Consider the following 23,704-nt stretch of genomic DNA (forward strand, 5'->3'; position numbering starts at 1 on the left):
ATTTATTTTTTGCCTATGCCCCGAATATTAATTATAGACGACGACAAAGACATTTGTCTCGTATTATCGAAATTTCTGACGAAGAATAACTACGACGTAGACGCCGCCTACAAAGGAGAAGAAGGCCTGAAGCTACTGCGGGCCTCGCGCTACAACCTGGTGCTGTGCGACTATCGCTTGCCCGATCTGACCGGCGTAGAAATGCTCCGGAAAATAAAACTGCTGCAATCGGATGTCGCCGTGGTGATCATCACCGGCTATTCGGATGTGCGCACGGCCGTGGAAACCTTCCGCTATGGTGCCAATGATTATGTGACCAAACCGCTCTACCCGGACGAGTTGCTGGTCACCATACGCGAGACCATCGCCAAGAATGAAAAGAAGGCCGTCAACGGCGAAAGCAACGACACGGCGCAAGATCCACGCAAACCCAAGTCGCTGGCCAGCTCCAGTTTCTTCATCGTCGGGAAAAGCATTCAATCGCAAACCGTTCAAAAATACATCGAACTCATTGCCCCTTCCGATATGTCGGTCATCATCAACGGTGAGACCGGCACGGGAAAGGAATTTGTGGCACAATCGGTGCATAAATTCAGCAAACGTTCCGACAAACCCTTCGTGGCCATTGATTGCGGGGCCCTGCCAAAAGAATTGGCGGGCAGCGAATTGTTCGGCCATGTGAAGGGTGCCTTCACCGGCGCCGTGAACGACAAGCAGGGAAGCTTTGAAGTGGCCGACACGGGCACGATCTTCCTGGATGAAGTGGGAAACCTTTCCTACGAAAACCAGGTGAAGTTGCTGCGCGTGATCCAGGAACGAAGAATAAAACGCATCGGCGCCACACGCGACACCCCCATCGATGTGCGCATCATCGCGGCGACCAACGAAGATCTCATCAAATCGGTGAAAGAAGGACGCTTCCGCGAAGACCTGTATCACCGCCTCAACGAATTCAAGATCCAGCTTTCCCCGCTGCGCGAGCGCAAGGAGGACATTGTCATTTTCGCCAATTATTTCCTGGAAAAATCAAACCAGGCCCTTCATAAAAATGTGCAGTCGTTCTCGCCGGAGGTGATCGAGCAGCTCACCAACTACTATTGGCACGGCAACCTGCGGGAGCTCAACAACGTCATCAAGCGTTCGGTGTTGCTCACGATGGGCGATGTGGTGCAGATGGATAGTCTTCCACAAGAGATCATTCAGGCCAACAACTCCATGCCGGCTCCAGGGGTTTCGATAGAGGACAATGTAGGTTTGTTGAAATCGATCGCCGGTTCTGCCGAGCGCCAGGCCATCATCGACATCCTCGAGAAAGTGAATTACAACAAGTCGAAGGCTGCCGAACTTTTGAAGATCGACCGCAAGACCTTGTACAACAAATTGAAATTGTATAGCATCAATGCATAGTCTATAGGAGCCCAACCATCAGTCAATGTATCCGTAATGGTTTTAGGTAATACACAAAAAAGAGAGGCTGCCTTGCGACAGCCTCTCTACCTATTTGCCTACCCCTTATGTTTATTGACTGTTATGATTCAGATTGAGCGCCAGGTAGAGTTGTGCACAGGAGTTTTTCGAGTCACCCAGCATTCTCCGGGCTGCATTGCTATCGGCGATCTTCACCAGACCGTAGTTATAGCGTGCTCCCACCTGGACGGCGCCGAAGTTCAGACCAAAGCCACCCACCAAACCAAAGTCGTATGATTTGAGGTTGTCTTTTTTGATCTCGTCGGTGCCATTGACAAAATCGCCCTTGTAGTTGATGTTGGCATTGAGCAGGTAGCTGGCATACGGACCAACGTGGATCTCGGCAGCTTTGCCCAATTTAAAAACGGCCAGCACCGGGAGATCGAGATAGTTGAGATTGTACTTAACGGTTTGGTTGACGATGTTGCTGTATTCTACTTTCGAACCTTTCGTGCTATACAACAATTCGGGCTGGATGGCGAAAACTTCGCTTGCTAAAATCTGACCGTATAGCCCAGCGTTGAAACCGTAGCGTGCATTTTCGTCATCTACATCATCTACGTACAGATTGCTTGCATTGAAACCACCTTTGATACCGTACCGGGCGTTGCTGTTCACTTGCGCGTTCGCATCGTGACTCGACATAACGCCGGCAAAAGCGGTTATTAAGAAAATGGATAAAAGTTTAAATTTCGTATTCATGGTAAAAATTCATTTGTTTGCACAACACCCCCAAAACATCAGGCCAAAACTGGAAAACGTCCATAATCGTCTTATTTTCAAGGAAAAAAGATTTTTGTGTTGAAGGCCAAACGGTGGCATTTGTACACAAGTGTAGACGAGCGACCACAAGATGAAGAATAAGTATATAAAGATTTTGTTCCTGGGGATCGTGATGGTGCTGCTCATCATCAGTGTGATCACGTATAGGAATTTGAAGAATTATACGGAGGAGGTGCGGTTGATCCGTCACTCCAACCACTTGTTCCGTTCGCTGGAACTCGTGTTGTCTACCATCAAGGATGCGGAGACCGGTCACCGGGGTTATCAGCTCACCCACGATACGCTGTACCTGCAACCGTACTATGCCTCTGTGAAGTTGCTGCCCGTGCAGTTGCGCACCCTGGAAGAGCTTGTCGCCGGCAACAAAGTGCAATCCAAACAAGTGGACACGCTTCGGCAACTGGTGAACTATCAGTTTGCCATCATCCAGAAAATCCTCACCAACGTGCAACGCAGTTCGCTCTATATGGACCGCTATGAGAGCCAGTTGCTGTTGGACGGCCGTACGAATATGAATGCGATCCGCGGGCTGGTGCATCGCATGAATACGGCAGAAGAGAGCATCTATCGCCAGCGCGTCGCCAGCGAGACAGATTTCAGGGCGACAACGCCCATGGCGATGTTGGGTTATGGACTTGTGGCGCTGGCCGGCATTAGCCTGTTGTTTGTGCGTATACTCGATGCGTTGGAAAAGCGACGCATCGCAGAAGAACAATTGAAGACGAATTTGCAAGCCCTGCGCACAGAGGTCGGCATCCGCGAGTTCACACAAAAAACATTGCGCAGCGTGCTGGACAATTCGTTGTCGGGTATCATGGCTTTGCGCGCCATTCGCGCGAAGGATGGGAGTATTGTGGATTTCGAATGGACACTGGCGAATGCCGTCAGCGAAGAAATGTTGGCGCTCGAAAGAAATACGTTGGTGGGAAAGCGCATGCTGGTAGCTTATCCTAAAACCCGTTATGAAGAATCCTGGAACATCTATAACCATGTGGTGGAGACCGGCCAGCCGGCGCTATTTGAAAAATTTCAACCGGCTGCGAGAAACAGCTGGTTGCAGGTCACGGCGGTGAAGTTTGAAGACGGTTTTGTGGTTACCATGACGGACATTACGCGACAAAAATCACAAAGGCTGTTGCTGGAAGAGCGCGGCCTCCTGCTCAATGAAGCCGAACACCTGGCAAAGATGGGCAGTTGGAGATGGAACGAGAAGACGAATGAACTCATCTGGTCCGATGGCCTTTACGCCATGCTTGGCAAGATCCGCGACACGTATAGGCCAACCTGGGACGCGTTCCTGGAAAATGTGTATGCCGATGATCGCCTGTTGGTGGAAGATTTTCTGCGGGAGGTGAAAGAGAATAAGACAAGGCTGGAGATTGAATACCGGATTGAAGCACAAGGCGCGCTTCGCTATCTGTCGCTGGTGGCCAAACCTACGTCGACGAGCGATACCAACGATGTGTTGGGGGCGCTGATCGACATCACCGACCGCAAGCTCTACGAGGCCCGCCTGGAAAAATATACCGAGGAACTGCAACGATCAAACGAAGACCTCGAGCAATTTGCGTATGTGGCCTCACACGATTTGCAGGAGCCATTGCGGAAAATACGAGCCTTTGGCGACCGGCTCGCCACGAAATATGACAGCAAGCTGGAGGGGCAGGGGGTAGACTATATTCAACGGATGCAGTCGGCTGCTGCGCGTATGCAGGTCCTTATTGAAGACCTGCTTTCCTTCTCGCGGGTGTCGCGTGGCGTGGCCGTGCCGGAGGTGCTGGACATGGCGCCGTTGCTGCGCGAAGTCATCGACGACCTCGACGCGCAGGTTCGGCGCGACGAGGCGGCCGTGCGTCTGGGAATCGTGCCGGCCATTCTCGGCGACAGGACCCAGATGAAGCGATTGTTTCAAAATATCATCAGCAACGGAATAAAATTCCACAAACCCGACGAGAAACCGGTGGTGGAGGTTCGCGGCCACAAAGAAAAAAGCATGGTACTGAACGCACGTTTTGGCCTTTCGCTGGCCGACCCGGAATATGTGGTCGTTAGCGTCAAAGACAACGGGATCGGCTTTGACGAGAAATACACCGAAAAGATCTTTACACTGTTCCATCGCCTCCATGGCCGCAACGAATATGAGGGTACGGGCATCGGGCTTTCGATTTGCCGGAAGATCGTGAATAACCATAAAGGGTTTATTACCGCCCACAGTACGGAAAATGTGGGATCAGAATTTATAATTATCTTACCTGCCGGTTAACTAAAAACCGCTGCGACATGAAGCACAACCTAAGCCTGCCCTCCATTCTTATGGCCGACGATGATCCTGACGACCGGATGTTGGTCAAAGAGGCGCTGGAAGAAAACAACCTGCGCAACCCCATCCACTTTGTGGAGGATGGAACGGAACTGCTGGACTACCTGCACCGCCGCGGACGGTTCATCACCGAGAAAGCGCCCAAACCGGCCCTCATTTTGCTTGACTTGAATATGCCAAAGATGGACGGTCGCGAGGCCTTGCACTACATCAAAAGCGATCCGTCCCTGCGACGTATCCCGGTGGTGGTGCTCACCACATCCAAGGCCGAAGAAGACATTGTGAAAACCTATGACCTCGGGGTAAATTCTTTCATCTGCAAACCAGTGCGGTTTGATGAATTGGTGGAAGTGACGCGTGAGATCGGCAACTACTGGTTCGGAACGGTGGCGCTGCCCCGGGCATGAGACCATAGAAATTATGAAGAAAACACCCTCGGTTAAAGTTCTCCTGATCGAAGACGATGAAGACGACGTGCTGTTGGCCCGGGAATACCTGGCGGAGAGCGAATACTACCATTTTGATGTGGAATGGGAACCTTTGCCCGAAAAAGCAAAGGACAAGATGGTCCACGGTCACTATGATATCTTTTTGATCGACTATCGGCTGGGCAGTGAAAACGGTCTCGACCTCATCAAGTTTGCCCAGGACAAAGGTGTGATCACACCTTGCATCCTGTTGACCGGCCAGGGCGATCTGAACGTCGATTTGGACGCAACACGCTACGGTGCGGCCGACTACATCGTGAAAACCGAGTTGAATCCCTCTATGCTGGAGCGTAGCATCCGCTATGCGCTGAGCCAGGCGGGGGTGATCCGGGAACTGGACGAGAAGGAAAAAAAATACAGGTCCCTGTTCGAACGCTCCATCGATCCCATTTACTTAGCCAACAACGACCTGAAGCTGATGGATGTGAACGATGCATTCCTCAAATTTTTTAAGTATACAAAAGAGGAGGCCCTCTCGCTGACCATCAGTGAAATATTCGAGCACGACGAGGATTTCAATTATTTCTTTTCCTCGCTGAAGACCGCCGAGCAGATCCGCGACTTTGAAGTGGTGCTGCTCAACAAAGACCGCGAAAAAAAGATCTCGATGCTGAACTGTGTTTTCATCCCCGACCAGATCTCGGAATTTTGCTGTTACCAGGGGATCATTCACGACCTGACCATGCGCAAGAAGGCAGAGCGCGACATGCTGGTGGCCGAGCGGTTGTCCATGACGGGCAAGATCGCGCGCACCATCGCGCACGAAGTACGCAATCCACTGACCAACCTAACCCTGGCATTGGAACAGCTCAAGGATGAAATGCCGCGCAACAACGAAACGGTTAAATTATACAGCGACATCATCGAGCGAAACGCCAACCGCATCGAACAGCTCATCGGCGAAATGCTCAATTCCTCCAAGCCCAAAGAATTGAACCTGCAGTTGTCGAATGTGGACGAAATACTGGAAGAGACGATCGGTCTGGCCATCGACCGGATGAACCTGAACCAGATCCGGCTGGAGCGGAGTTTTGCATCGTCGCTGCCGCGCGTGTTGCTGGACAAAGAGAAGATCAAGATCGCTTTCCTCAACATTATCGTGAACGCCGTGGAGGCAATGAAACCCGGAAAGGGTGTGTTGCGCATCGAAACCCAGATGAGCGACAGTCGCATCACGGTCTGCATCATCGACAATGGAAAAGGCATTCCGCAGGAAGATATCGAAAAACTGTTCGACCCCTTCTTCACCGACAAACAAGGCGGTATGGGGTTGGGTCTTACCTCAACAAAAAATATTCTGAATAGCCACAACGCCGATGTGGAAGTCACCAGCAAGCAAGATGAAGGGACCACCTTTATTGTGGCGTTCAAGCTTCCCTCGTGATCTGGTGGTTTGAAGCCCATCCCAGGTCAGCTCTCCTAGAAGGGGTAGCCGATGGCAATGTTGAATACAAGATTTTTCCCTCGCCAGCTGCTGCTTCCAAAATCGATGTCGTTCGTCACCCAGCCTGAGGTTTGGCGCAACGGGAAGGCTGTATCGAATCGAAGTACAAAAAAACTGAAGTCAAAACGAAGCCCGAAACCTGTGCCGACGGCCAGTTGTTGCAGAAAGTCGCTGCTGATCTTTCCGCCCGTACGCAGTGGGTCTTCATGCCAAAGCCAGATATTCCCCGCATCTACGAACACCGCGCCTTTCAACATCCGGATGATGTCGAAGCGATATTCCACGTTGGATTCCAATTTTATATCCCCGCGCTGATCGACAAACAAAGTTCCTTTATACACTTCTTCAGACTTCGGGTCAGTGCGCACATTGTACGTACCGGGTCCCACCGAACGTGCGGGGAAGGCACGGATACTGTTGGAACCGCCAATGGCAAATTGTTTCACATAGGGCAGGGTCGTAGAGTTGCCAAAGGCATAGCCTGCCCCGAGAATGAGTCGTGTAGCGAGCTTGTTGTGCTCGTCAAATTGCCAGTAATAACGGAAATCAATATCGCCCTTCACATACTGCGAGTAGGGCAGCCCGAAGATCTCGAGCGAACCCGTCTCTCCGCCATGGAATGCACCTTGCACGGTGTGAAGCAGGTTGCCGGCCACGTCTACGTTGCCATTGAAATAGAAGTTGTGCGTTTTATATTGACGCTTCTCATATTTCTGCGTGGGTGTTTCATTGAGTTGCGTATTGATGGTATACGAATAGCGTGTGCCCAGGATGAATTGATTTTCAAAAGAATTTTTCAGTACCGGATTGTGTGCCACTAGCGTGTCGAAGGTGGCAGAACGTTTGTCCGTTCGAACGTAGTTGAGATCGATGGGAAATAATTCGTGGCTTCTCGAAACAGTTTCCCTCCAGTTGTAGCCATAGGCCGCGTTCGCCGAGCTGAGGCGATAATAGCCAACCCGGTTCTGCAAATTAAAACCGGTCTTGATGACCGTCTTTGGTAAATACTTTCGGGAGTTGTAATTGATCTTTATCGGGGTAATGAAACGCGGAATGGTCAGGCTGGCTTCAAACCCCAGCTCGAACGAATTCAACGGATTTTGCTGCTGTTTGCTGATCTGCACTTCATAAGCGGAGTTAAGCTTAAGCTGAAACAATTCCGCACCGCGCAGAAAATTCCGGTTCGTGAACGTAAGCGTCACGCCCGGTCCCACAAAGTTGTTGGACTTGGATACTCCTTGTACTTCGCCGCGTACCGATTTCTTCTTCAACGGGGTCAGAAAAATATTGCTGCGCAACAGGGAAGAGTCGGTCCCCGTTTCCGCAAATTTGATGTTCACAAACTTAAATACCCCCAAACCCATGAGATGGCTTAGGGTGAGGTCCTGCGCTTCGCGGCTGTAGCGGTCGCCCTTCTTGAGGTTGATCACGTTGGTGATGATCTCCGGCCGGAACATGTTCCCCTTCTCCACGTAGGTGACGCCGTTGACGTGTGTGGCGGTGGCGGCATTCTCCAACGAATCTTCGGCGAGTACGTAGTTTGGAAATACTTTTACTTCGCTCAAGGAATAGATCTTGCGGGCCTTGGCCGGGATACCTTGTTCCAATCGTAGCCGGAGATCGACCTTCCGCTCGGCCACCGTACTGTCGGCCTCAAAGATCAGGTAGCGATCATCGAAATAATAGAACCCAAAATCTTTCAACACTTTCTCGATGCGTTCCTGCTCGGCCTGGAGACGCTGCAGATCATAACGCTGTTTCGGCGCCAACAGGGATTCGTCTTTCAGGGTCCTGAAGATGGCGGCATACGTGCTGTCGCGCCCCGCGGGAAAATTGATCTCGCGCAAACGATAGGGTCGCGTCAGGTTCACATGATAGATGACTTTGCTTGCCGTCTTACCCGTTTTTACTTCTGGTCTTACGGTCGATTCGAAATAGCCCTCATTGTTCAATTGTCCAGCCAATATCTTGGCGGTGCGCTCGGGTGCGGCATCTTTTAGCAATACGGGAGGCTGGCCCAATTTATTTTTAATAAAGCCGCGCAGACCATTTTTCTTTTTTGGCTCGCCGGCGACATAATAAAACCAAACGCCGGGACGCATGCCGAAGAGTTTGTTGTTCGGCTTGGGCGTAATGTAGGCATCGAGATCTTTGCGCAACGTTTTTCTGCGACCGACACGCCTGCCGTGTGTATCGAAATCAATGTCGGCGCCCGTATAGAATGTTTCGCCTTCTTTTAAATAGCGCACACCGGTGCATCCCGGAAGAAGCAGCGTCGAACAAAGTCCCAGCCAACAGAGAGACGACCACAGGAGGGTGATGTTATTTTTCCTTCTCATTGGCCCTGAACAGTTCGCGTAGCGTATTATAATCCTTGATGTAGATGAGGCCGGCTCCGGTTTCAATCAGTTCGCCATCGATCATGTCGTAGTTGCTGTTCCGGAAACCCGTGATGCGCAGGCGGCCATCTTCTGTGAGTTTGTATTCCAGCGCAAGGTCGCCGATGTAATCGGCAAACGATTCCTGGCTCGACGCTTCGCCCTCTACATCCACATTGCCTGATACTTTCACCACAAGCCGGTTGTTTAACAGATTCTTCGACACACCGAGTTGTACCTGGGTTTGTCCCTGGGCAGTGCCGGTGGAGTAATCATCATAGGATTTCACATCAAAGGTCAACTGCACGCCTTTAATATTTTCAGAGAGTCGGTTGAGCTGTTCGGTTAAAAGCCTGCCCACACTTCTTCTTGCCGTGGCCGAGACGTCGGAGCCTCCTTGGGCGGCAAAGGGATTGTCGGAGATGAATCGTTTGAGGATCAACAAAGCAAAGACCTGTTTGTTGAGATCGGATTCGCGGGTGTTAATATCCTTGATGATGGCGTAGACCGCTGGATTGCGTGAGTTCTCTGGCATATCAAGCTGAAAACTTACTTCGGGTGTTAACAAATTTCCCTTCAGTTGTAAATAGACCAGGAAAGGCATGCGCTGCATTCGATCCTGTGTCGACGGTTCAATACCCGCTTGAGTGAGCAGTTCGGCGGGCGAGGTCTCCACATTAAAAATGGCGCGGATCGACATCGTTGCATCCAGCGGATCTCCGGCCCACGTGAGTGAGCCACCCTTCTCGATCTTGAATTTGCGCTTCACCAGTTTGTAGAACGAGAGATCATACGTGCCGTCCGTAATTTCGTAGCGCCCCGCGAGTTGCATGTTACCGGTGGGATCGATGTCGAGGGTAAGCGTGGAATTTCCGCGCACAGAAAGCTTGTCACCCGTCACCGGGTCGATGATGATGTTGAAGGTGACTTTATCGGTCAGTTCAATGTTGGCCGTCAGCTCCAATCCGCGAAACCTTGATTTGATGGTGTCTTTCGGGTGAATATTTTTCAGGAAGGGATCTTGTTTGGCGTCATTGTCCACCCACCGAACGATACCTTTTTGTTCCAGCACACCTTTCTCGGATTGTGGTACGATGTAGGTGAAATTACTGTCATCGGTCAATCCTGCGGTGGCGCGTACGTTGGGTTGGTCTGCGTTGCCCGTGATCTTTGCCTCGAGGTTGATGCCCACTTTGCCATAGAATAAGTCGCTGTTGTCTTCGGTAGTGTTCAGCAACTGAAAATTGTTGGCGTTCAGGGTCAGGTTGAGATCGAAGGTTTTGTAGGATTTTGTCTGGATGACGCCTTTCAAGGTGGCTTTGTTGTTGTTTTCATCCAGCACGGTGAAATTGTCGATGGTGATGCCGTCTTCGGTAAACTTCAGCGTTTCATTTTTCAGCGTAAAGCGGCTGTTCACAAACGATGGAACAAAGGAAGCATCGTGAAACTCGATCTCACCCCGAATATCAGGCGACGATGGCCGGCCGGTTATTTTTATGTCACCCACGATGCCGCCCGAAGATTTTTTCAATTGTCCCGCCGAAAGCGGCTCGACGATCGCCAGGTCGGAGATGTCGATATGGGTGGTTAAGTCGATTTCGGGTGCCGTCTCATCGGGGGTGAAATGCCCCGACACCTTGACGTTGGCTTTTTTCCCATCGACCCTTAGGTCGATGATGTAGGGTTTATCCTTTCGCTCCACAGCCAGGGCCAAATTGCCCCACGGCTGGTCGAACAGTTTGAAATCTTTTATCGTGAGTTCCGATTGAAAAGCGCCTTGCGCGGCCAGCTTGAAGTCTCCATTGATCAACCCCTCGGCGGGCGTTACCCCCTCCACCACACTGGTGAGGTTTGGCAGGTTCACATCCTTGAAGACGACCGACAGCGTGGAATCCGTTTCGCTTTTGGTGATGAGCGAAATCCTTTCATTGATGTTCGTCAACGAAAAATGATAGGCCACCAAACCTTGCCGGGTAAAGCGAAGCGCGTTGTCGGGCGGCGTTTCCCAGGGTGAATAGTTCATGATCACCTCGTCTTTCAAAAAGTGAAACTGGAACACATTCTTCAGGCTATTGAATACGCCACCCCAAACATATTTTTCCTTTTGCAAGGAGTCCAGCAAGGTGAATCGGGTGCGGATGGAATCGTCGGCCACGTTGCCCGTGAGTTTTATGGCGGAGATGTGCAGGGTATCGATCTTTAGATTCTTCAGAGCGAAAGTATAATCGAGTGAATTTTTGTCGGAGGTGGCTAAGAATGCGAGGGAATCGACACCAAAGTCGGCGTATTTAACCCCGGCAAGATTCACCCGCAGATCCAGCTTGCTGGCTTCACTGTCGAACGCTCCCGTGATCTCACCGGGTACAAAGGGTTCCAGGTCGGGGAAAATAATTTCCGTGAGCAGGTCGGTGTTTTTGATGACCAGGTTGAACGCGAAATTTTGAGGTGCTGCCGGTTTTTTGTAGGCGTCATCCTGCAGGGAAAAATAATGATCGAAGTGCCGACGCAAAACTTCAGGTAAGCTATAAAGGTTGATGGTGCCTTTGAAATCGCCGGAAAGAATGTCAGAGCGGATGGTGATCGTGCTTTCACCATGTTGATCGATGGAAGCAAACAACAGCGAGTCTACTTTATAGAGAGACTCGCCATTAAAGATGGCAACTTTACGAATGTCGAGGTTGCCGTTGATGACTTTGAAGTCGGAAGTGGCGAGGTCGACATCGATGGTTCCCCTTGCACGGAGGGGTCGCTCAGAGAGGTGCAGGGCTTTGAAGTCGGCGTTCTTTAGTTCGAGATTGAATTTGTATTCGGGCACCTCCTGGTTATAGTCCAGGTCACCCTTCAGTTTGATGTCCAGGTTTTCGTCCGCCAGCAGGGCGGTGCCGGAGAAGAAATATTTTTTCATGGACCCGTTCACTTTGAGGTCTTGATACGTGTAGCCGGCATATTTAAAATCGTCGACATGCACATCGAGCCGCGCATTCAAGTCGTCGATGGAAAGTCCTGAGCCTTTCACACCGGCCCGCATATTCAGCCTGCCCATGGAATCTTGCTTGAGCAGTTTCCCCAAATCAAAATCCTTCACGACAACTTGCGCCGAATAATTTTCTTTTTGTGATTTCTCCAGGTTCATTCGGCCGTCGAGCTTAATGTTCCCCAGCGACGTGGTGAGCCAGGCGTTGGCCTGGGGTGCCTGCAACGTGCCGCTGAATTTCCCGGTCAACTTTATCCATTCCGGCAGGGCGATAGATTGCGGGATCACGGAATCTGGAACGACGGTGCGCACATCGGCAGCCGTGGTGTAAAATTCCTGCAACGTCAGGAGGGCCTTGGCGTGCTTCATGTCGGGCAGCCCGGTCAGGGTTCCGTTTGCTTTCAGGGATGTACGGGAAAGCAGGCTTATGTTGAGCTTATCCAGGGAGAGGTTTTTTACCTGGCCTTTCGCATCGGCGCTTATCGATACCGTGGCGCTGGGAGGGAGGTTCAGCGGCAAGCTGTCGGTGAGGGCGGGATAAAAATACAATACGTCCTGTACGGCCACCGTCATATGGTTTAGGTTGAGGTCGACGCGGGCATCAGGGTAGGTCTTGTCCAGGGAAGCCAGCGACGCAAATTGGGCTTTGGCATTCAGGGCTATTTGGCTCTCGGGCGTTTGAAAATAAAAATCTTTTACCCGTAGCGACTGGTCTGTCAGGGCGAAGATGGTTTTGAATGCCGTCACGCCAAACCCGCTTTTTTCCTGGAGCGATAAATTTTGAAGATTGCCACCGATCGTGTTGCCGGCATATTTCAGGTCTTCCGCATGGACATGGAGGCGTGTAACCCACAAGTGATTAAAATCCACTCCCTTTTTTAAAAACGGCTCGCGGAAGTTGTGGTACTGCACATTGTCGTTGGCCAGTTCCAGGGTTCCCAAGGTGATGTTCCAGGGTTTGGCAACCGTGGTGTCTTTCGACCCGGATTGGGATGACGTTTGACCAGAGGTTTTGGTGGCCGCCTGGTGATAGGCCAGGAATGTATCGGAAAGTGAGAATTTATCGATAGCGATGTCCTGGCTTTCCAGGTCCATCTTCTCGATCTCCAACAGAAGTTTACCCAAGTTTAGGTGAACCATCTGCCCGGTAGCCGATTGTTTGTAGTCGGCCGCGATGTCGCTTAAAGTAATGTCCTCGACGGAAAATGTGAATCTTCCTTGAGCGTCAGGGGATGGGCGAGACGGAGGAGATGCATCTGGCCTCTTGCTCTGCGAAATCGTGGCCTGGACATTTTCCAGGTCAATCGAATTTATTTTTAGAACAGGACCCTCCAGGTCGAACGCGTCGATGTCAACCGTCAGGGTCGCCAGCGTCACATCGGCGTCATTTCCTTCCAGGGCGTCCTGGTAGCGCACATGGATTTGAGTGAGGTCGAGGGTGCCAACGGTGAATTTCCAGGGAGTCTTTGTCGTATCCGGGGGAGAGGTTGGGATGGAGTCGCCGGCAAAGGCTTTGATAATATAATCGAAGTTGAACGCGCTGTCCTGGGCCGGGCGTTTGATGTTTCCAGAAAAGTGATCGAGCTCCACACCGCTCAAGTCGATCTCGTGGCGGGTGAGCGCCCAAAGGTTGGTGTTCACGGCCAGCCTCCCGGCATAGAGCAGCGTGTCGGTGGATTGATCTTCGACATAAAGTCCTTCCAATACGATTTTTTTTGGGAAGGAGAGGCTGATGTGATCCAGCCGCACTTCCGTGCCGATCTTGTCTTTGAGGAAGCCAACGGCCTTGGCCGTGAGTTTATGTTGAACGTAGGGGATTTGAATGACCAGGGCGAGAACCAGGAGAAGGGCGATCACCGACAGGAAGATCCAGCCAAAGATCTTCAAGGTCCTGATCATATATTTTCGTAGACGCCACTGCGTGAGCATTCAAAGTAATGTTAAACCTGGAGCTTCAATTTTCAGGAGTGGATGACCTGTGACCAATATCCCTAACCAACTATTTTTATCCACTCGCAACGCTGCCGAACCATACCGTTGTGGCTATGGTTTGCGTTTTGTTTTTCGCTTGTGCAATATACGATCTCCTGGGTCACTTTCCAGCGCACCGGGTCCATTATCCTCCTCCCGGCTATCGTTGACGCTATAGTTGAGGCGCGTCACCGAAGCATAGAGCGGCCGGCCGGTCTTGTCTTCCTGGTTGGGATGATGTTGTATGCGTGAAGCGTTTTTCATGTTGTTGTATAGAAACGAAAATCCCGGCGCACACGTACGCCGGGATTTCAATTGTTCTTTGTCATCGCTTAAAGATGCTGGCACCAAAGACCAGCGAGAGTACGAAGAGTACCAGGAAGATAAAGAACAAAACCTTGGCAATGGCCGCAGCGCCGGCTGCGATGCCACCGAATCCGAAGACGGCAGCGACCAATGCGATGATGAGAAATGTGACTGTCCAGCGTAACATAGTTTTAGCGTTTTAAGTGGTTATTGTATTTGGAAGGATGGATTAGGCTGCGTCTTCCATGGCAGCTTGCTTCAATTCTTGTGTGAGGGGATAATGCAGCACATTCAAACCGACGATGCCGAAAAACTTGTCGAGTTTCCGCAACACCACGATCACTGAATTTAAGGCGTCCACTTCCGACGAGAACAAAGCTCCGGAAGATTGCTTGTCGTGGTGATAAATACTTTCCACCAGCTCGTCGAGATGCTCGATGGTGTTCGCCTTCTCCTCGTAGCGCCAGTTGGTCACAAAGAGCAACTGGAAGAGACTCGGCATCTTTTTGATAAAGAGCGTCGCCTGCTCGTGCGACAATGATTTTCGCAATTGAGAAAGCACTGCACGCACGAGTTTTACGATCTTCTGCGTGGAGTTGGCGCCCAGGTCATTTTTTATCTCCCGGAAGAACTTTACGGCCTGCTCTTCTTGTGCTAAGGTATTTTCCATCGGTGTAATCATGGTGAGAATAGGTTGGGTTGAGAGTTAGTGTTTCCGGTGAGGGGATATACATTCTTATACCAAACCTGCAAACCTTGAAATTTTGCTGATTTAGGGTGTTCGTTGAATAGAAGTGTGGAATTATATGCCCGTTGCGGGGGATAGATTGAGGAGTCTGAAACCAATTGCTGCAGAGGACGGCCCCCGGTCTACGGCAGGATTCAGTCTGGAGGTGCTTGATTTTTGATGTGATTGTTCTTTGCCTTTTTCGGCAAGTCATACCAAGTCATACATAGCGGGTTTCAGCGGACACCTGACGATTCTCATGCTGATTTCCCGGGTCAAAGTGTAGAGATCACTACCCGTTTGATACGCATAGAACCGGTTAATACCTATGCTCAGCGATTGGCATAATGTTTTCTAAAGGTTAGGCGGATGTTAAATGCATCATCACAGAAATTATCAAATAAATAAAAGAAACGTGTTATGAAAGACCCTAAGAACTTGATTGGAGGTTTTATCGCAGGCGCAGCACTGGGAATAGCCGCCGGAATGTTACTGGCCCCGGATTCGGGTCAACGCACCAGAAAGAAAATTGTGGACGGTTCGATAAAACTGAAAGACGACCTGATGAATACCGTAGATACCTCCCTGGATAATATTCGCCGGCAATTCAATTCGAAGATTGATCAGTTGGCCCGCGCCGGCAAACAAAATATAGACGAGGCGAGTGAAAAGGTTAAAGCCTGACGCCCGGAGATTTTATTTTTTTTATTGTCACATACTAAACCACAGAACGCATGAACAAGCTCACGATAAAAGGATCATGGAACGAAGCAAAAGGTAAACTCAAACAAAAATATGGAGAGCTCACCGACGACGACCTCACGTTCTCGGAAGGTAAGGAAGACGAATTGGTAGGCCGTCTTCAAAAACGCCTGGGTAAGACCAAGGACGAGATCCGCAAAGAATTGGAATCATTATAAGCAGTTAAATAAAACCTGTGGGAAAACCCTGAACGGTTTTCCCACAACAACATAACCCCCAAAAGCAATGAAACGAATCGTATATATGGTTGCCGTGGCGTGTAGCGCGGCAGTCTTCTATCAGTGTAGCCCGTCCTCCAAAGAGAAAGTGGACCAGGCACAGGAAGAAGTGAAAAAAGACATTAGCAAGGACAAAGAAGAGATTACCAAAAATCTTCAATCGATCCGCGACGACATCAACGGACGGCTCGACAAGATCACGGCAAAGCTCGAAAATGCCAAAGCCGACTCCAAGGCACAATTGGAAGAAGCCAAGGAAAACCTGACGCAGCAACGCGACCGCGTGGAAAAATCACTGGATGAGATCGATAAAGCTTCTGAGACCGCATGGGACGATATTCAACAACGTGCCCGCAATACGGCCGATGACGCGAAGATCGAAGTTCAACGCTGGGGCGACAAGATCGACGCGGCACTAAAAGATAAGCCTTAACGATCCGTAAAAACGTACGACTATGAAAAACAAGATCATAACCTTCTTTGCCGCCCTCATGATGTTCCTTGCCGTGTTGCTGACGCAACTCCTGGTAGGGTGCCAGGCCTCCAACACAACAAAAGGCGGCGCCATTGGTGCCGGTGCGGGAGCGGCCATCGGCGGCGTGATTGGACACCAATCGGATAATACGGTGGTCGGCGCCATCATTGGCGCGGCCGTGGGTGGCACAGCCGGTGCGCTCATCGGACACCATATGGACAAGCAAGCAGAAGAGTTGAAAAACGACTTGAAAGGTGCACACGTTCAACGCGTGGGCGAAGGCATTCTCATCACTTTCGATTCGGGATTGCTCTTTGAGTCGAATTCGTTTGGCCTGCAACAGGCGACGAAAACAAATCTCACCAACCTTGCCCAAACGCTCAATAAGTATGATGACACGGACATCCTCATCGAAGGACATACCGACAACACCGGCGAGGATGCCTACAATCAATCCCTTTCCGAACGCCGTGCGAATGCGGTGGAAGGATACCTCGAACAACAGGGCGTGAAAGCCACCCGCATCACCACGAAAGGATACGGCGAGAAACAACCCCTTGGTTCCAACGAAACGGAAGCGGGACGACAATCCAACCGCAGAGTGGAAGTGGCCATCTATGCCAACAAGGAGATGAAGAAGCTGGCGAAGAACGGCCAGTTGGGTGAGTAACACCAGTACGCTAATTATATAAAAGGGAAGCGCTATGCAAAACGCATAGCGCTTCACCTATAGGTTGACGGATATTGAAACCATAACAACGATGAGACTGCGATCGAAGGAGCCCTACTGGCTATTGAAGAACGGCATCCTTCATGCCTACCCATCGTTGCGAAAAGACATTTCCTGCGATGTGCTGGTGATGGGTGGCGGCATAACCGGCGCCCTCCTGGCCTACCAGGTGGCCAGCGAAGGATACCGGACCGTGCTCATCGACAAGCGCGACGTATCTCAAGGCAGCACCAGTGCCACGACCTCCCTCTTGCAATATGAGATCGATGAACCGCTGTATTCCCTCAAGAAAAAAGTTGGCGACGCCGTGGCGATAGAAAGTTACCGGCAAGGCATTGCGGCCATTGCGCAGCTGGGAAAATTGGTGGACAAGCTTGACATCGACTGTGACTTTGAAAAACGAAGAAGCCTCTATATCGCCCATTCAAAAAAAGATGCAAAGTGGCTGGCAGAAGAATGCCGGCACCGCGCCGAAGCCCGGATAAAGGTGCGGTGGTTGAGCGGGGAAGAATTGGAACAAGAATTTAACGTTCATGGCGGTGGCGCCATTCTTTCCGAAGACGCTGCCTCTGTGGATGGCTACAGCCTTGCGCACGGCCTATTGACCTATGCCGTAGAGCATCTGCACCTGGAGATCTACGATCACACCGAGGTGACGGGGGTGAAGTACGATCAGCACAAAAATTTCGTGCGCACCGATAGTGATCATCAGATCACCGCCCAGTACGTGATCTATGCCACCGGCTACGAGAGTCATGAGATCTTAAAACATAAAGTGGCGGACCTCATCAGCACCTATGCCTGTATCAGCGAACCGCTGGATGCCCTGCCCGCCATTTTGAACGACACGGTGCTTTGGAATACGCACGATCCCTATCTCTACGTCCGCAGCACCGCCGACAACCGCATCCTGGTGGGCGGTGCCGACGAAAAATTCAAGGACCCGGAGCGTCGCGACCGGCTGATCGAAAAGAAAGAAGTGGAGTTGATGGAGCAGTTTGGCCATTTAATGCCGGGCGTGTCCTTCATACCGGATTTTAGCAGGGCAGGAACCTTTGGGGTGACCAAAGATTCGCTACCCTATATCGGCGGGCACCCGGATTTTCCGCAGAGCTATTTCGTGCTGGGTTTTGGAGGCAATGGCATCACGTTTAGCGTGATGGGCATGCAGATGATCTCCGATGCCCTGGCGGGAAGACCGAATCGGTTTTTGGAATATTTCAGGTTTGGAAGATAGAATATCTAATCGTCAAGCATTATGGAAAGCAACATCGAGAAATTGAAAGCGCTGGTGGCCAAGTGCCGCGTGGGCATGCTGGGCTGCTGGGAAGACGAGGAAACACCGATGCGTTTCCGCCCCATGTCGCACGTCGACGTGGATGACTCGGGGAACGTTTGGTTCTTCACGTCGGTCGATTCGGGAAGGATGGAACAGCTCAAAAAGCATCCGGCCATTCAGCTCACCTATGCGTGCGAGAGCGAAAGTACGTACCTGCATATCTCGGGGGCCGCTCACCTGAGCACGAACAAGGGCAAGATGAAAGAACTTTTTAATCCCTATATCAAGGCATGGTTCCCGCGAGGCCTGGAAGATCCGACGATCGCGCTGCTGGTGGTGCGGCCACTGGAGGTAGAGTATTGGGTGAGCAACAAGGACAAGGTGTTGCAGAACCAATGGCTCATGGGCCGTGAAGAAACGATAGACGCCAAAGCCATGCACGGCAAGCTGCAGGTTTGACAGGCAGCGCCAGGTTTTCAAGGACGTGGCGATGTAGTTATACTAAGCAAAAGCGTGGCTTCGTACACGGAAAAAAACAAACATCCCGAAACAATCTGGGCAGACAGATAGTATCCTATTTGGGGAACACATTTTTTATAAACTTCAAAAAGAAATGCTCATGAGAACCACAACAAAATCGAAGACGGCCGTTTCCATGAAACGCGCGCCGGCCAAAACAAAAACGATCAAATCCTCCAAGGAAAACCTGGAAGATATTTTCGAAGACCAACTGAGAGACATCTATTGGGCCGAGAAGCACCTCGTCAAGGCCTTGCCAAAAATGGCTCGGGCAGCATTTAATGACGAATTGAAAAATGCCTTTAACACGCACCTGGACGAAACGCGGATACAGGTAACCAGGCTCGAAAAATGTTTTGAATTGCTTGAAAAAAAGGCCGTAGCCAAAAAGTGTGAAGCCATGGAGGGTCTGGTGGAAGAAGGTGAAGAGGTCATCGAAGAATATGACGAAGGCCACGCTCGCGATGCTGCCCTCATCGCTGCCGCGCAAAAGGTCGAGCACTATGAGATTTCAGCCTATGGCACCCTCCGCACGATGGCCAACGTGTTGGGCAAAGTCCAATGCGCCCAATTGCTGGAGGAAACCAAAGACGAGGAGGCGCAAGCCGATTTGAAGCTGACCAAGCTGGCAGGAAGGATAAATCAGCTTGCCGCTGAATTGGAAGAAGAAGAGGTTGAGTGAAAAGATTATGTTACTCATTCGGCAAGAAGTCATCCTGAAGGATGACTTCTTTTTTTATTGGTGTCTCAGCATGGCTAACCTGGCGGTGAGGCAATCAAACAGACATCGGTGTGTAGATCCTATAGTATTTGACGCGCTTTGGGGAAACTCCGCCACACTGTATCATGTCGAACCCCCTGAAATCGTTTGTTTTTTCCTGGCAGGATTTTTTATACACCACCAGCAAAACAAAACAACATTCCCCATGAAAAAGGACGAACAAAACGCCACCCTGCAGATGCCGACGCTGTTGGAAATCACCAACAAGGCGATCCAGGATGGATATACCGAAAATTTTAAAGTCGTGTCGGAGGGGTTGACCAGCGGCAAGGAAGAAAAATTCTATACGCCACAGGAAATATCCATCGCCAATTTTCACCGGTTCGAAGGCTATTCCAACACGGACGACAATGCTGTGGTCTACTTCATCGAAACCAACGACGGCGTGAAAGGCTTGCTCATCGATGCCTACGGGGCTTATGCCGACGCCAAGCAGTCGAACTTCATTCGCGAAGTCGAAGACATGCAAAACCATATCAAGAAAAACTTAAGAAAATAATCGACGAGGACGATCGCCCATGATACGGTTTGCCCAAAATTTGCCCGTCCCTGATGTGAAGAGTTTACAACGCCACACAGAACCTCCGGTTATAACCTTTCACCGGATGGTGTTCGCCTTTCTTCACAACGATTGGATCGCGCTGTTGAACGCCTCCTGTATCCTGAGTGTCACCTTGCTTTTCGTACTCATGTCGGGCGCGCATTCCGGTAGCACAAACGCCTGACCATGCTGCAAGTTGTGCCCATCGCCATCACACGCACCGAGTCCATCAAAATGCACCGCGACTATAAGCGTGCCGCTGCCGTAGCCAGTTTGCGCTATGTGAGCGACACCCTGCCGGGCATCCGCAGACAAAAGAAAGGAACGGGTTTCAGCTACCTGCAGGACGCCCGACCGGTGAGAGACAAAGACACGTTGCAGCGCATCCGCAAACTGGCCATTCCACCGGCATGGACAAAGGTGTGGATCTGCGCGCAAGAGAACGGACACATACAAGCTACAGGCTATGATGTGCGCGGGCGGAAACAATACAAGTACCACGCCCAATGGAGCACCGTCCGGAGCCAGACCAAGTTCCATCGTCTCCTTGAATTTGGAAAAGGATTACCCGCCCTGCGTCAACGCATCGAGCGTGATATTTGTGTTTCCAGCCTCACCAAGGAAAAAGTGTTGGCCACGGTGGTGAGCCTTATGGAGCGAACGTTTATTCGCGTTGGCAATAATGAATATGAAAAATTATACGGATCCTATGGATTGACGACGTTGAAAGACGACCATGTGAACATCAGCGGCGCCACGCTGAAATTTTCGTTCAAAGGAAAAAAAGGAATCTTTCATTCGATAACACTGAAAAGCAAACGGCTGGCCCGCATCGTCAAAGCCTGTCGCGACATTCCCGGGAAAGAGTTGTTTCAATATATGAATGATGAAGGCATTCGCTGTACCATCGATTCGGGGATGATCAACAACTATATCAAAGAGGCCTCCGGAAATGATTTTTCGGCTAAAGATTTTCGCACCTGGGCAGGAACGCTGGCGATGTTGAATTCCTTCAAATCGCTAGGAGAGGCCCTGACGCCAGCCGAAACCCGGAGAAATGTCCTGCTGGCCTTGGATGAGGTGAGCGCCAAATTGGGCAACACCCGCACCGTCTGCCGCAAATATTACGTGCACCCACAGATCATCGCACTCTACGAAGATCACGGCTTGCAAAAATATCTTTCCCAGCTCGAAGACATCGAAGCCTGCGACGGGCTGATGGATCTCACACCGGATGAAAAAGTATTGATGCGTATTCTACGGAAAGTATAGTACGGGGAAAGACAGTAAGGATTTCTCAACAATGCTCAGTAATTTGGCTACAAACCGGAAATAACCACTGTTTATATGAACTCAACAACGCCTTCCAGCGACGACAAGAAACTACCTCAAGAAATCGCTCCTAAGCCTCCTGCCAAATCAGTGAAGCTCTTTGACAAGATCTCAAAATATGTGACCCGCGCTGCCGGTCGCCCCGCCGCCTTTATCACTGCGTTTTGTGTGATCGTGGTTTGGGGTATCACCGGGCCCATCTTTAAATATTCCGACACCTGGCAGTTGGTCATCAACACCGGCACCACCATCATCACCTTCCTCATGGTGTTTGTCATCCAACAATCGCAAAACCGCGACACCATGGCCTTGCAATTGAAGCTCAACGAACTGATTGCTTCACAGGAAAATGCCAGCAACCGGCTCGTGGATGTCGAAGATCTCACGGAAGACGAACTGCAGGTGCTGAAGAAATTTTACATCCAGCTGTCGGTATTGGCCGAAAAGGAAAAGGACCTTTACGGTTCGCACTCCATCGATGACGCTTTGCGCGTCCACACTGCCAAGAGAAAAAGGAAATCGCCTCCCAAAGACAGTGTGGAACAATCTCCACAGTCATAGCGAGTTTCCATCCGATGAATGCGTGAAATAGCCGTTTTAAGAGAACGACAGGCCGGATAATCATCTGGCACATTATTTCTCTGAGTCTCTTCACGTAACACAGATGTGAATGAAATTCAGAAAATTCCTTATTGCCCTGGCCGAGGTCTTCAGGTTTATAAAAAGATTTTTCAAAGAGGCTTTTTATCCGCCCTTCGAGGTGAAGGAAACCCTGCGGCAATGTTTCCTGTTGGGAAACCGGTCCCTATTCCTGATTGTCTTCACTTCTTTCCTGGCGGGCATCGTGTTCACCAAACAGTCGCGGCCATCGCTGGCGTCGTTTGGCGCCGAGTCGTGGTTGCCGTCGCTGGTGTCGCAGGCGGTGGTGCGCTCGCTGGGGCCACTCATCACGGGATTGATATGCGCGGGCAAGCTGGGCTCTAACATCGGGGCCGAGTTGGCCAGCATGCAGGTGTCGGAGCAAATCGACGCCATGGAAGTTTCCGGCACCCGACCCTATGCCTACCTGGTGGTGAGCCGTGTGCTGGCGACCACCCTCATGCTACCCTTACTGGTGATCTTTGCCGACATCGTGGCCCTGATGGGCTCGTTTGTTATGGTGCATGCCATCAATAAGACGAGTTTCACGCTTTTTATCAACGAGGTATCGGCCGTTGTTACCTATCTCGATATCTTTTCTTCGCTTGTCAAATCTGCGTTCTTCGGTTTTGCCATCGGCATTGTGGGAAGCTATGCGGGCTATCATTCCGAAAAAGGAACAACGGGTGTGGGCAAGGCAGCCAACACGGCCGTGGTGGTTTCCATGATCTTTATTTTTGTGATCGACTTAGTCTCGTTGCAAGTCCTAACCTTATTCCGCGCCCAATGAGACCCCAAACCGACACCATCATAGATTCTAAACCCGATACCCGTGGCAAGGTAGTGGTCGAGATGCAGCACGTTCATAAAAGCTTCGGCGACCGCGACGTGCTCACCGATTTCAATCTCCAACTTTTTGAAAGGGAAAACCTCGTCATCCTCGGCAAGTCAGGAAGTGGAAAATCCGTCGCCATCAAAATTATGGTGGGTTTGCTCAAGCCCGATTCCGGATCGATAAACGTATTGGGCTACGATGTCCCTAACCTGTCTAACAAGGAATTGAACGAACTGCGACTCCAGATCGGATTTTCTTTTCAACTCAGCGCTCTGTACGATTCTATGTCGGTGCGCGAGAACCTGGAGTTTCCGCTCAAACGAAACCTGGGTATTTATGATCGTCAGCAGCTAAATGAAAAAGTGATGTCGGCGTTGCAAGACGTGGGCCTCGAATCGGCCCGGGACATGAACCCGGCGGAACTTTCGGGAGGTATGAAAAAACGCATTGGCATTGCCCGCACGCTCATCCTAAACCCAAAGATCATGCTGTATGATGAACCCACCGCCGGACTGGACCCCGTCACCTCAGGCGAGATCAACGAGTTGATCCTGCGGGTAAGAGACAAGTACAACACCTCCTCCATCATCATCACCCACGACATCAGCTGTGCCCGGCAAACGTCCGACCGCATCGTGGGGTTGTTCGACGGTCGCAATAAAGTGGGAGGGACCTTCGATGAACTGAAAAAGCAAAATGCTCCCGACCTGCAACCATTCTTTAACTATTAAAAAC

General features: G+C 50.8%; 22 protein-coding genes. 16 read left to right on the forward strand and 6 right to left on the reverse strand.

Going from position 1 to position 23,704, the window contains the following annotated elements:
- Positions 1-15: 15 nt before the first annotated feature.
- Positions 16-1,407, forward strand: coding sequence for a sigma-54-dependent transcriptional regulator (locus tag BUB30_RS30710; RefSeq protein WP_073142226.1), 1,392 nt, complete (start codon positions 16-18; stop codon positions 1,405-1,407).
- Between the two features lie 111 nt (positions 1,408-1,518).
- On the opposite strand, the gene BUB30_RS30715 is transcribed toward BUB30_RS30710, so the two are convergent.
- Positions 1,519-2,169 carry a porin family protein gene (locus BUB30_RS30715; RefSeq protein WP_073142228.1) on the reverse strand — a complete coding sequence of 217 codons (651 nt, stop codon included), beginning with the start codon at positions 2,167-2,169 and terminating at the stop codon, positions 1,519-1,521.
- A gap of 151 nt (positions 2,170-2,320) precedes the next feature.
- Here BUB30_RS30715 and BUB30_RS30720 point away from each other — a divergent pair, with 151 nt between their 5' ends.
- From BUB30_RS30720 to BUB30_RS30730, 3 genes are read left to right on the forward strand one after another with little or no spacing between them, the layout of a single operon-like run.
- Positions 2,321-4,513: a sensor histidine kinase gene (locus BUB30_RS30720; protein ID WP_073142230.1), complete on the forward strand. Its 2,193-nt coding sequence runs from the start codon at positions 2,321-2,323 to the stop codon at positions 4,511-4,513.
- 17 nt (positions 4,514-4,530) lie between these two features.
- Positions 4,531-4,977, forward strand: coding sequence for a response regulator (locus BUB30_RS30725; protein WP_073142232.1), 447 nt, complete (start codon positions 4,531-4,533; stop codon positions 4,975-4,977).
- Positions 4,978-4,990: 13 nt separating this feature from the next.
- Entirely contained in the window at positions 4,991-6,442 is a 1,452-nt protein-coding gene (locus tag BUB30_RS30730; RefSeq protein WP_073142234.1) for a hybrid sensor histidine kinase/response regulator, read from the forward strand.
- Between the two features lie 35 nt (positions 6,443-6,477).
- Here the strand turns inward: BUB30_RS30730 and tamL are convergent, their stop codons facing one another.
- The 5 genes from tamL to BUB30_RS30755 all read right to left on the reverse strand — a co-directional run bounded on the left by tamL (position 6,478) and on the right by BUB30_RS30755 (position 14,813).
- Entirely contained in the window at positions 6,478-8,841 is a 2,364-nt protein-coding gene (tamL, locus tag BUB30_RS30735) for a translocation and assembly module lipoprotein TamL (protein WP_084138483.1), read from the reverse strand.
- The gene (locus BUB30_RS30740; protein WP_073142237.1) at positions 8,825-13,753 is read right to left on the reverse strand and encodes a translocation/assembly module TamB domain-containing protein; all 4,929 of its coding nucleotides are present in this window, start codon (positions 13,751-13,753) and stop codon (positions 8,825-8,827) included. Before BUB30_RS30740 ends, tamL begins: the two co-directional genes overlap by 17 nt.
- A gap of 144 nt (positions 13,754-13,897) precedes the next feature.
- Positions 13,898-14,089, reverse strand: coding sequence for a hypothetical protein (locus BUB30_RS30745; protein WP_073142239.1), 192 nt, complete (start codon positions 14,087-14,089; stop codon positions 13,898-13,900).
- Positions 14,090-14,150: 61 nt separating this feature from the next.
- Positions 14,151-14,318 (reverse strand): DUF1328 domain-containing protein, encoded by a 168-nt coding sequence (locus BUB30_RS30750; protein ID WP_073142241.1) that lies wholly within the window; start codon positions 14,316-14,318, stop codon positions 14,151-14,153.
- Between the two features lie 42 nt (positions 14,319-14,360).
- Positions 14,361-14,813, reverse strand: a complete 453-nt coding sequence (locus BUB30_RS30755; protein WP_143165153.1) for a DUF2267 domain-containing protein — start codon at positions 14,811-14,813, stop codon at positions 14,361-14,363.
- Positions 14,814-15,278: 465 nt separating this feature from the next.
- Between BUB30_RS30755 and BUB30_RS30760 the strand changes: the two genes are divergently transcribed.
- The 12 genes from BUB30_RS30760 (at position 15,279) to BUB30_RS30815 (ending at position 23,700) form a co-directional block, all read left to right on the forward strand.
- Positions 15,279-15,542 carry a YtxH domain-containing protein gene (locus BUB30_RS30760; RefSeq protein WP_073142244.1) on the forward strand — a complete coding sequence of 88 codons (264 nt, stop codon included), beginning with the start codon at positions 15,279-15,281 and terminating at the stop codon, positions 15,540-15,542.
- A 50-nt stretch (positions 15,543-15,592) separates the two neighbouring features.
- Entirely contained in the window at positions 15,593-15,778 is a 186-nt protein-coding gene (locus tag BUB30_RS30765) for a CsbD family protein (RefSeq protein WP_073142246.1), read from the forward strand.
- Between the two features lie 67 nt (positions 15,779-15,845).
- Positions 15,846-16,271 (forward strand): sll1863 family stress response protein, encoded by a 426-nt coding sequence (locus tag BUB30_RS30770; RefSeq protein ID WP_073142247.1) that lies wholly within the window; start codon positions 15,846-15,848, stop codon positions 16,269-16,271.
- Between the two features lie 22 nt (positions 16,272-16,293).
- Entirely contained in the window at positions 16,294-16,983 is a 690-nt protein-coding gene (locus tag BUB30_RS30775; RefSeq protein ID WP_073142249.1) for a YiaD family glycine zipper/OmpA-like lipoprotein, read from the forward strand.
- 91 nt (positions 16,984-17,074) lie between these two features.
- Positions 17,075-18,280 carry an NAD(P)/FAD-dependent oxidoreductase gene (locus BUB30_RS30780; protein ID WP_073142251.1) on the forward strand — a complete coding sequence of 402 codons (1,206 nt, stop codon included), beginning with the start codon at positions 17,075-17,077 and terminating at the stop codon, positions 18,278-18,280.
- 21 nt (positions 18,281-18,301) lie between these two features.
- Positions 18,302-18,781 carry a pyridoxamine 5'-phosphate oxidase family protein gene (locus BUB30_RS30785; protein ID WP_073142253.1) on the forward strand — a complete coding sequence of 160 codons (480 nt, stop codon included), beginning with the start codon at positions 18,302-18,304 and terminating at the stop codon, positions 18,779-18,781.
- Positions 18,782-18,941: 160 nt separating this feature from the next.
- Positions 18,942-19,523, forward strand: a complete 582-nt coding sequence (locus tag BUB30_RS30790; protein WP_073142498.1) for a YciE/YciF ferroxidase family protein — start codon at positions 18,942-18,944, stop codon at positions 19,521-19,523.
- A 244-nt stretch (positions 19,524-19,767) separates the two neighbouring features.
- Complete coding sequence (locus BUB30_RS30795) at positions 19,768-20,121, forward strand: hypothetical protein (RefSeq protein ID WP_073142254.1); 354 nt, start codon at positions 19,768-19,770, stop codon at positions 20,119-20,121.
- A gap of 228 nt (positions 20,122-20,349) precedes the next feature.
- Entirely contained in the window at positions 20,350-21,435 is a 1,086-nt protein-coding gene (locus BUB30_RS30800; RefSeq protein WP_073142256.1) for a DNA topoisomerase IB, read from the forward strand.
- Between the two features lie 75 nt (positions 21,436-21,510).
- A complete protein-coding gene (locus BUB30_RS30805) occupies positions 21,511-22,056 on the forward strand; it encodes a low affinity iron permease family protein (RefSeq protein WP_084138485.1) in 546 nt (181 codons plus the stop codon).
- A 109-nt stretch (positions 22,057-22,165) separates the two neighbouring features.
- Positions 22,166-22,924: an MlaE family ABC transporter permease gene (locus BUB30_RS30810; RefSeq protein ID WP_073142258.1), complete on the forward strand. Its 759-nt coding sequence runs from the start codon at positions 22,166-22,168 to the stop codon at positions 22,922-22,924.
- Entirely contained in the window at positions 22,921-23,700 is a 780-nt protein-coding gene (locus tag BUB30_RS30815; RefSeq protein WP_073142259.1) for an ABC transporter ATP-binding protein, read from the forward strand. Before BUB30_RS30810 ends, BUB30_RS30815 begins: the two co-directional genes overlap by 4 nt.
- Positions 23,701-23,704 lie beyond the last annotated feature (4 nt).

Origin of the sequence: Chryseolinea serpens, from assembly GCF_900129725.1 — a bacterium.
Lineage (GTDB): Bacteria > Bacteroidota > Bacteroidia > Cytophagales > Cyclobacteriaceae > Chryseolinea > Chryseolinea serpens.

Excerpts from the sequence above, each read along its gene's own strand:
- BUB30_RS30720 (WP_073142230.1), top strand. The coding sequence starts at position 2,321 with ATGAAGAATAAGTATATAAAGATTTTGTTCCTGGGGATCGTGATGGTG.
- BUB30_RS30715 (WP_073142228.1), bottom strand. The coding sequence starts at position 2,169 with ATGAATACGAAATTTAAACTTTTATCCATTTTCTTAATAACCGCTTTT.
- BUB30_RS30740 (WP_073142237.1), bottom strand. The coding sequence starts at position 13,753 with ATGATCAGGACCTTGAAGATCTTTGGCTGGATCTTCCTGTCGGTGATC.
- BUB30_RS30780 (WP_073142251.1), top strand. The coding sequence starts at position 17,075 with ATGAGACTGCGATCGAAGGAGCCCTACTGGCTATTGAAGAACGGCATC.
- BUB30_RS30725 (WP_073142232.1), top strand. The coding sequence starts at position 4,531 with ATGAAGCACAACCTAAGCCTGCCCTCCATTCTTATGGCCGACGATGAT.
- BUB30_RS30770 (WP_073142247.1), top strand. The coding sequence starts at position 15,846 with ATGAAACGAATCGTATATATGGTTGCCGTGGCGTGTAGCGCGGCAGTC.
- BUB30_RS30815 (WP_073142259.1), top strand. The coding sequence starts at position 22,921 with ATGAGACCCCAAACCGACACCATCATAGATTCTAAACCCGATACCCGT.
- BUB30_RS30805 (WP_084138485.1), top strand. The coding sequence starts at position 21,511 with ATGAACTCAACAACGCCTTCCAGCGACGACAAGAAACTACCTCAAGAA.
- BUB30_RS30745 (WP_073142239.1), bottom strand. The coding sequence starts at position 14,089 with ATGAAAAACGCTTCACGCATACAACATCATCCCAACCAGGAAGACAAG.
- BUB30_RS30765 (WP_073142246.1), top strand. The coding sequence starts at position 15,593 with ATGAACAAGCTCACGATAAAAGGATCATGGAACGAAGCAAAAGGTAAA.
- BUB30_RS30755 (WP_143165153.1), bottom strand. The coding sequence starts at position 14,813 with ATGATTACACCGATGGAAAATACCTTAGCACAAGAAGAGCAGGCCGTA.
- BUB30_RS30775 (WP_073142249.1), top strand. The coding sequence starts at position 16,294 with ATGAAAAACAAGATCATAACCTTCTTTGCCGCCCTCATGATGTTCCTT.
- BUB30_RS30800 (WP_073142256.1), top strand. The coding sequence starts at position 20,350 with ATGCTGCAAGTTGTGCCCATCGCCATCACACGCACCGAGTCCATCAAA.
- BUB30_RS30750 (WP_073142241.1), bottom strand. The coding sequence starts at position 14,318 with ATGTTACGCTGGACAGTCACATTTCTCATCATCGCATTGGTCGCTGCC.
- BUB30_RS30785 (WP_073142253.1), top strand. The coding sequence starts at position 18,302 with ATGGAAAGCAACATCGAGAAATTGAAAGCGCTGGTGGCCAAGTGCCGC.
- BUB30_RS30810 (WP_073142258.1), top strand. The coding sequence starts at position 22,166 with ATGAAATTCAGAAAATTCCTTATTGCCCTGGCCGAGGTCTTCAGGTTT.
- BUB30_RS30710 (WP_073142226.1), top strand. The coding sequence starts at position 16 with ATGCCCCGAATATTAATTATAGACGACGACAAAGACATTTGTCTCGTA.
- tamL (WP_084138483.1), bottom strand. The coding sequence starts at position 8,841 with ATGAGAAGGAAAAATAACATCACCCTCCTGTGGTCGTCTCTCTGTTGG.
- BUB30_RS30795 (WP_073142254.1), top strand. The coding sequence starts at position 19,768 with ATGAAAAAGGACGAACAAAACGCCACCCTGCAGATGCCGACGCTGTTG.
- BUB30_RS30760 (WP_073142244.1), top strand. The coding sequence starts at position 15,279 with ATGAAAGACCCTAAGAACTTGATTGGAGGTTTTATCGCAGGCGCAGCA.
- BUB30_RS30790 (WP_073142498.1), top strand. The coding sequence starts at position 18,942 with ATGAGAACCACAACAAAATCGAAGACGGCCGTTTCCATGAAACGCGCG.
- BUB30_RS30730 (WP_073142234.1), top strand. The coding sequence starts at position 4,991 with ATGAAGAAAACACCCTCGGTTAAAGTTCTCCTGATCGAAGACGATGAA.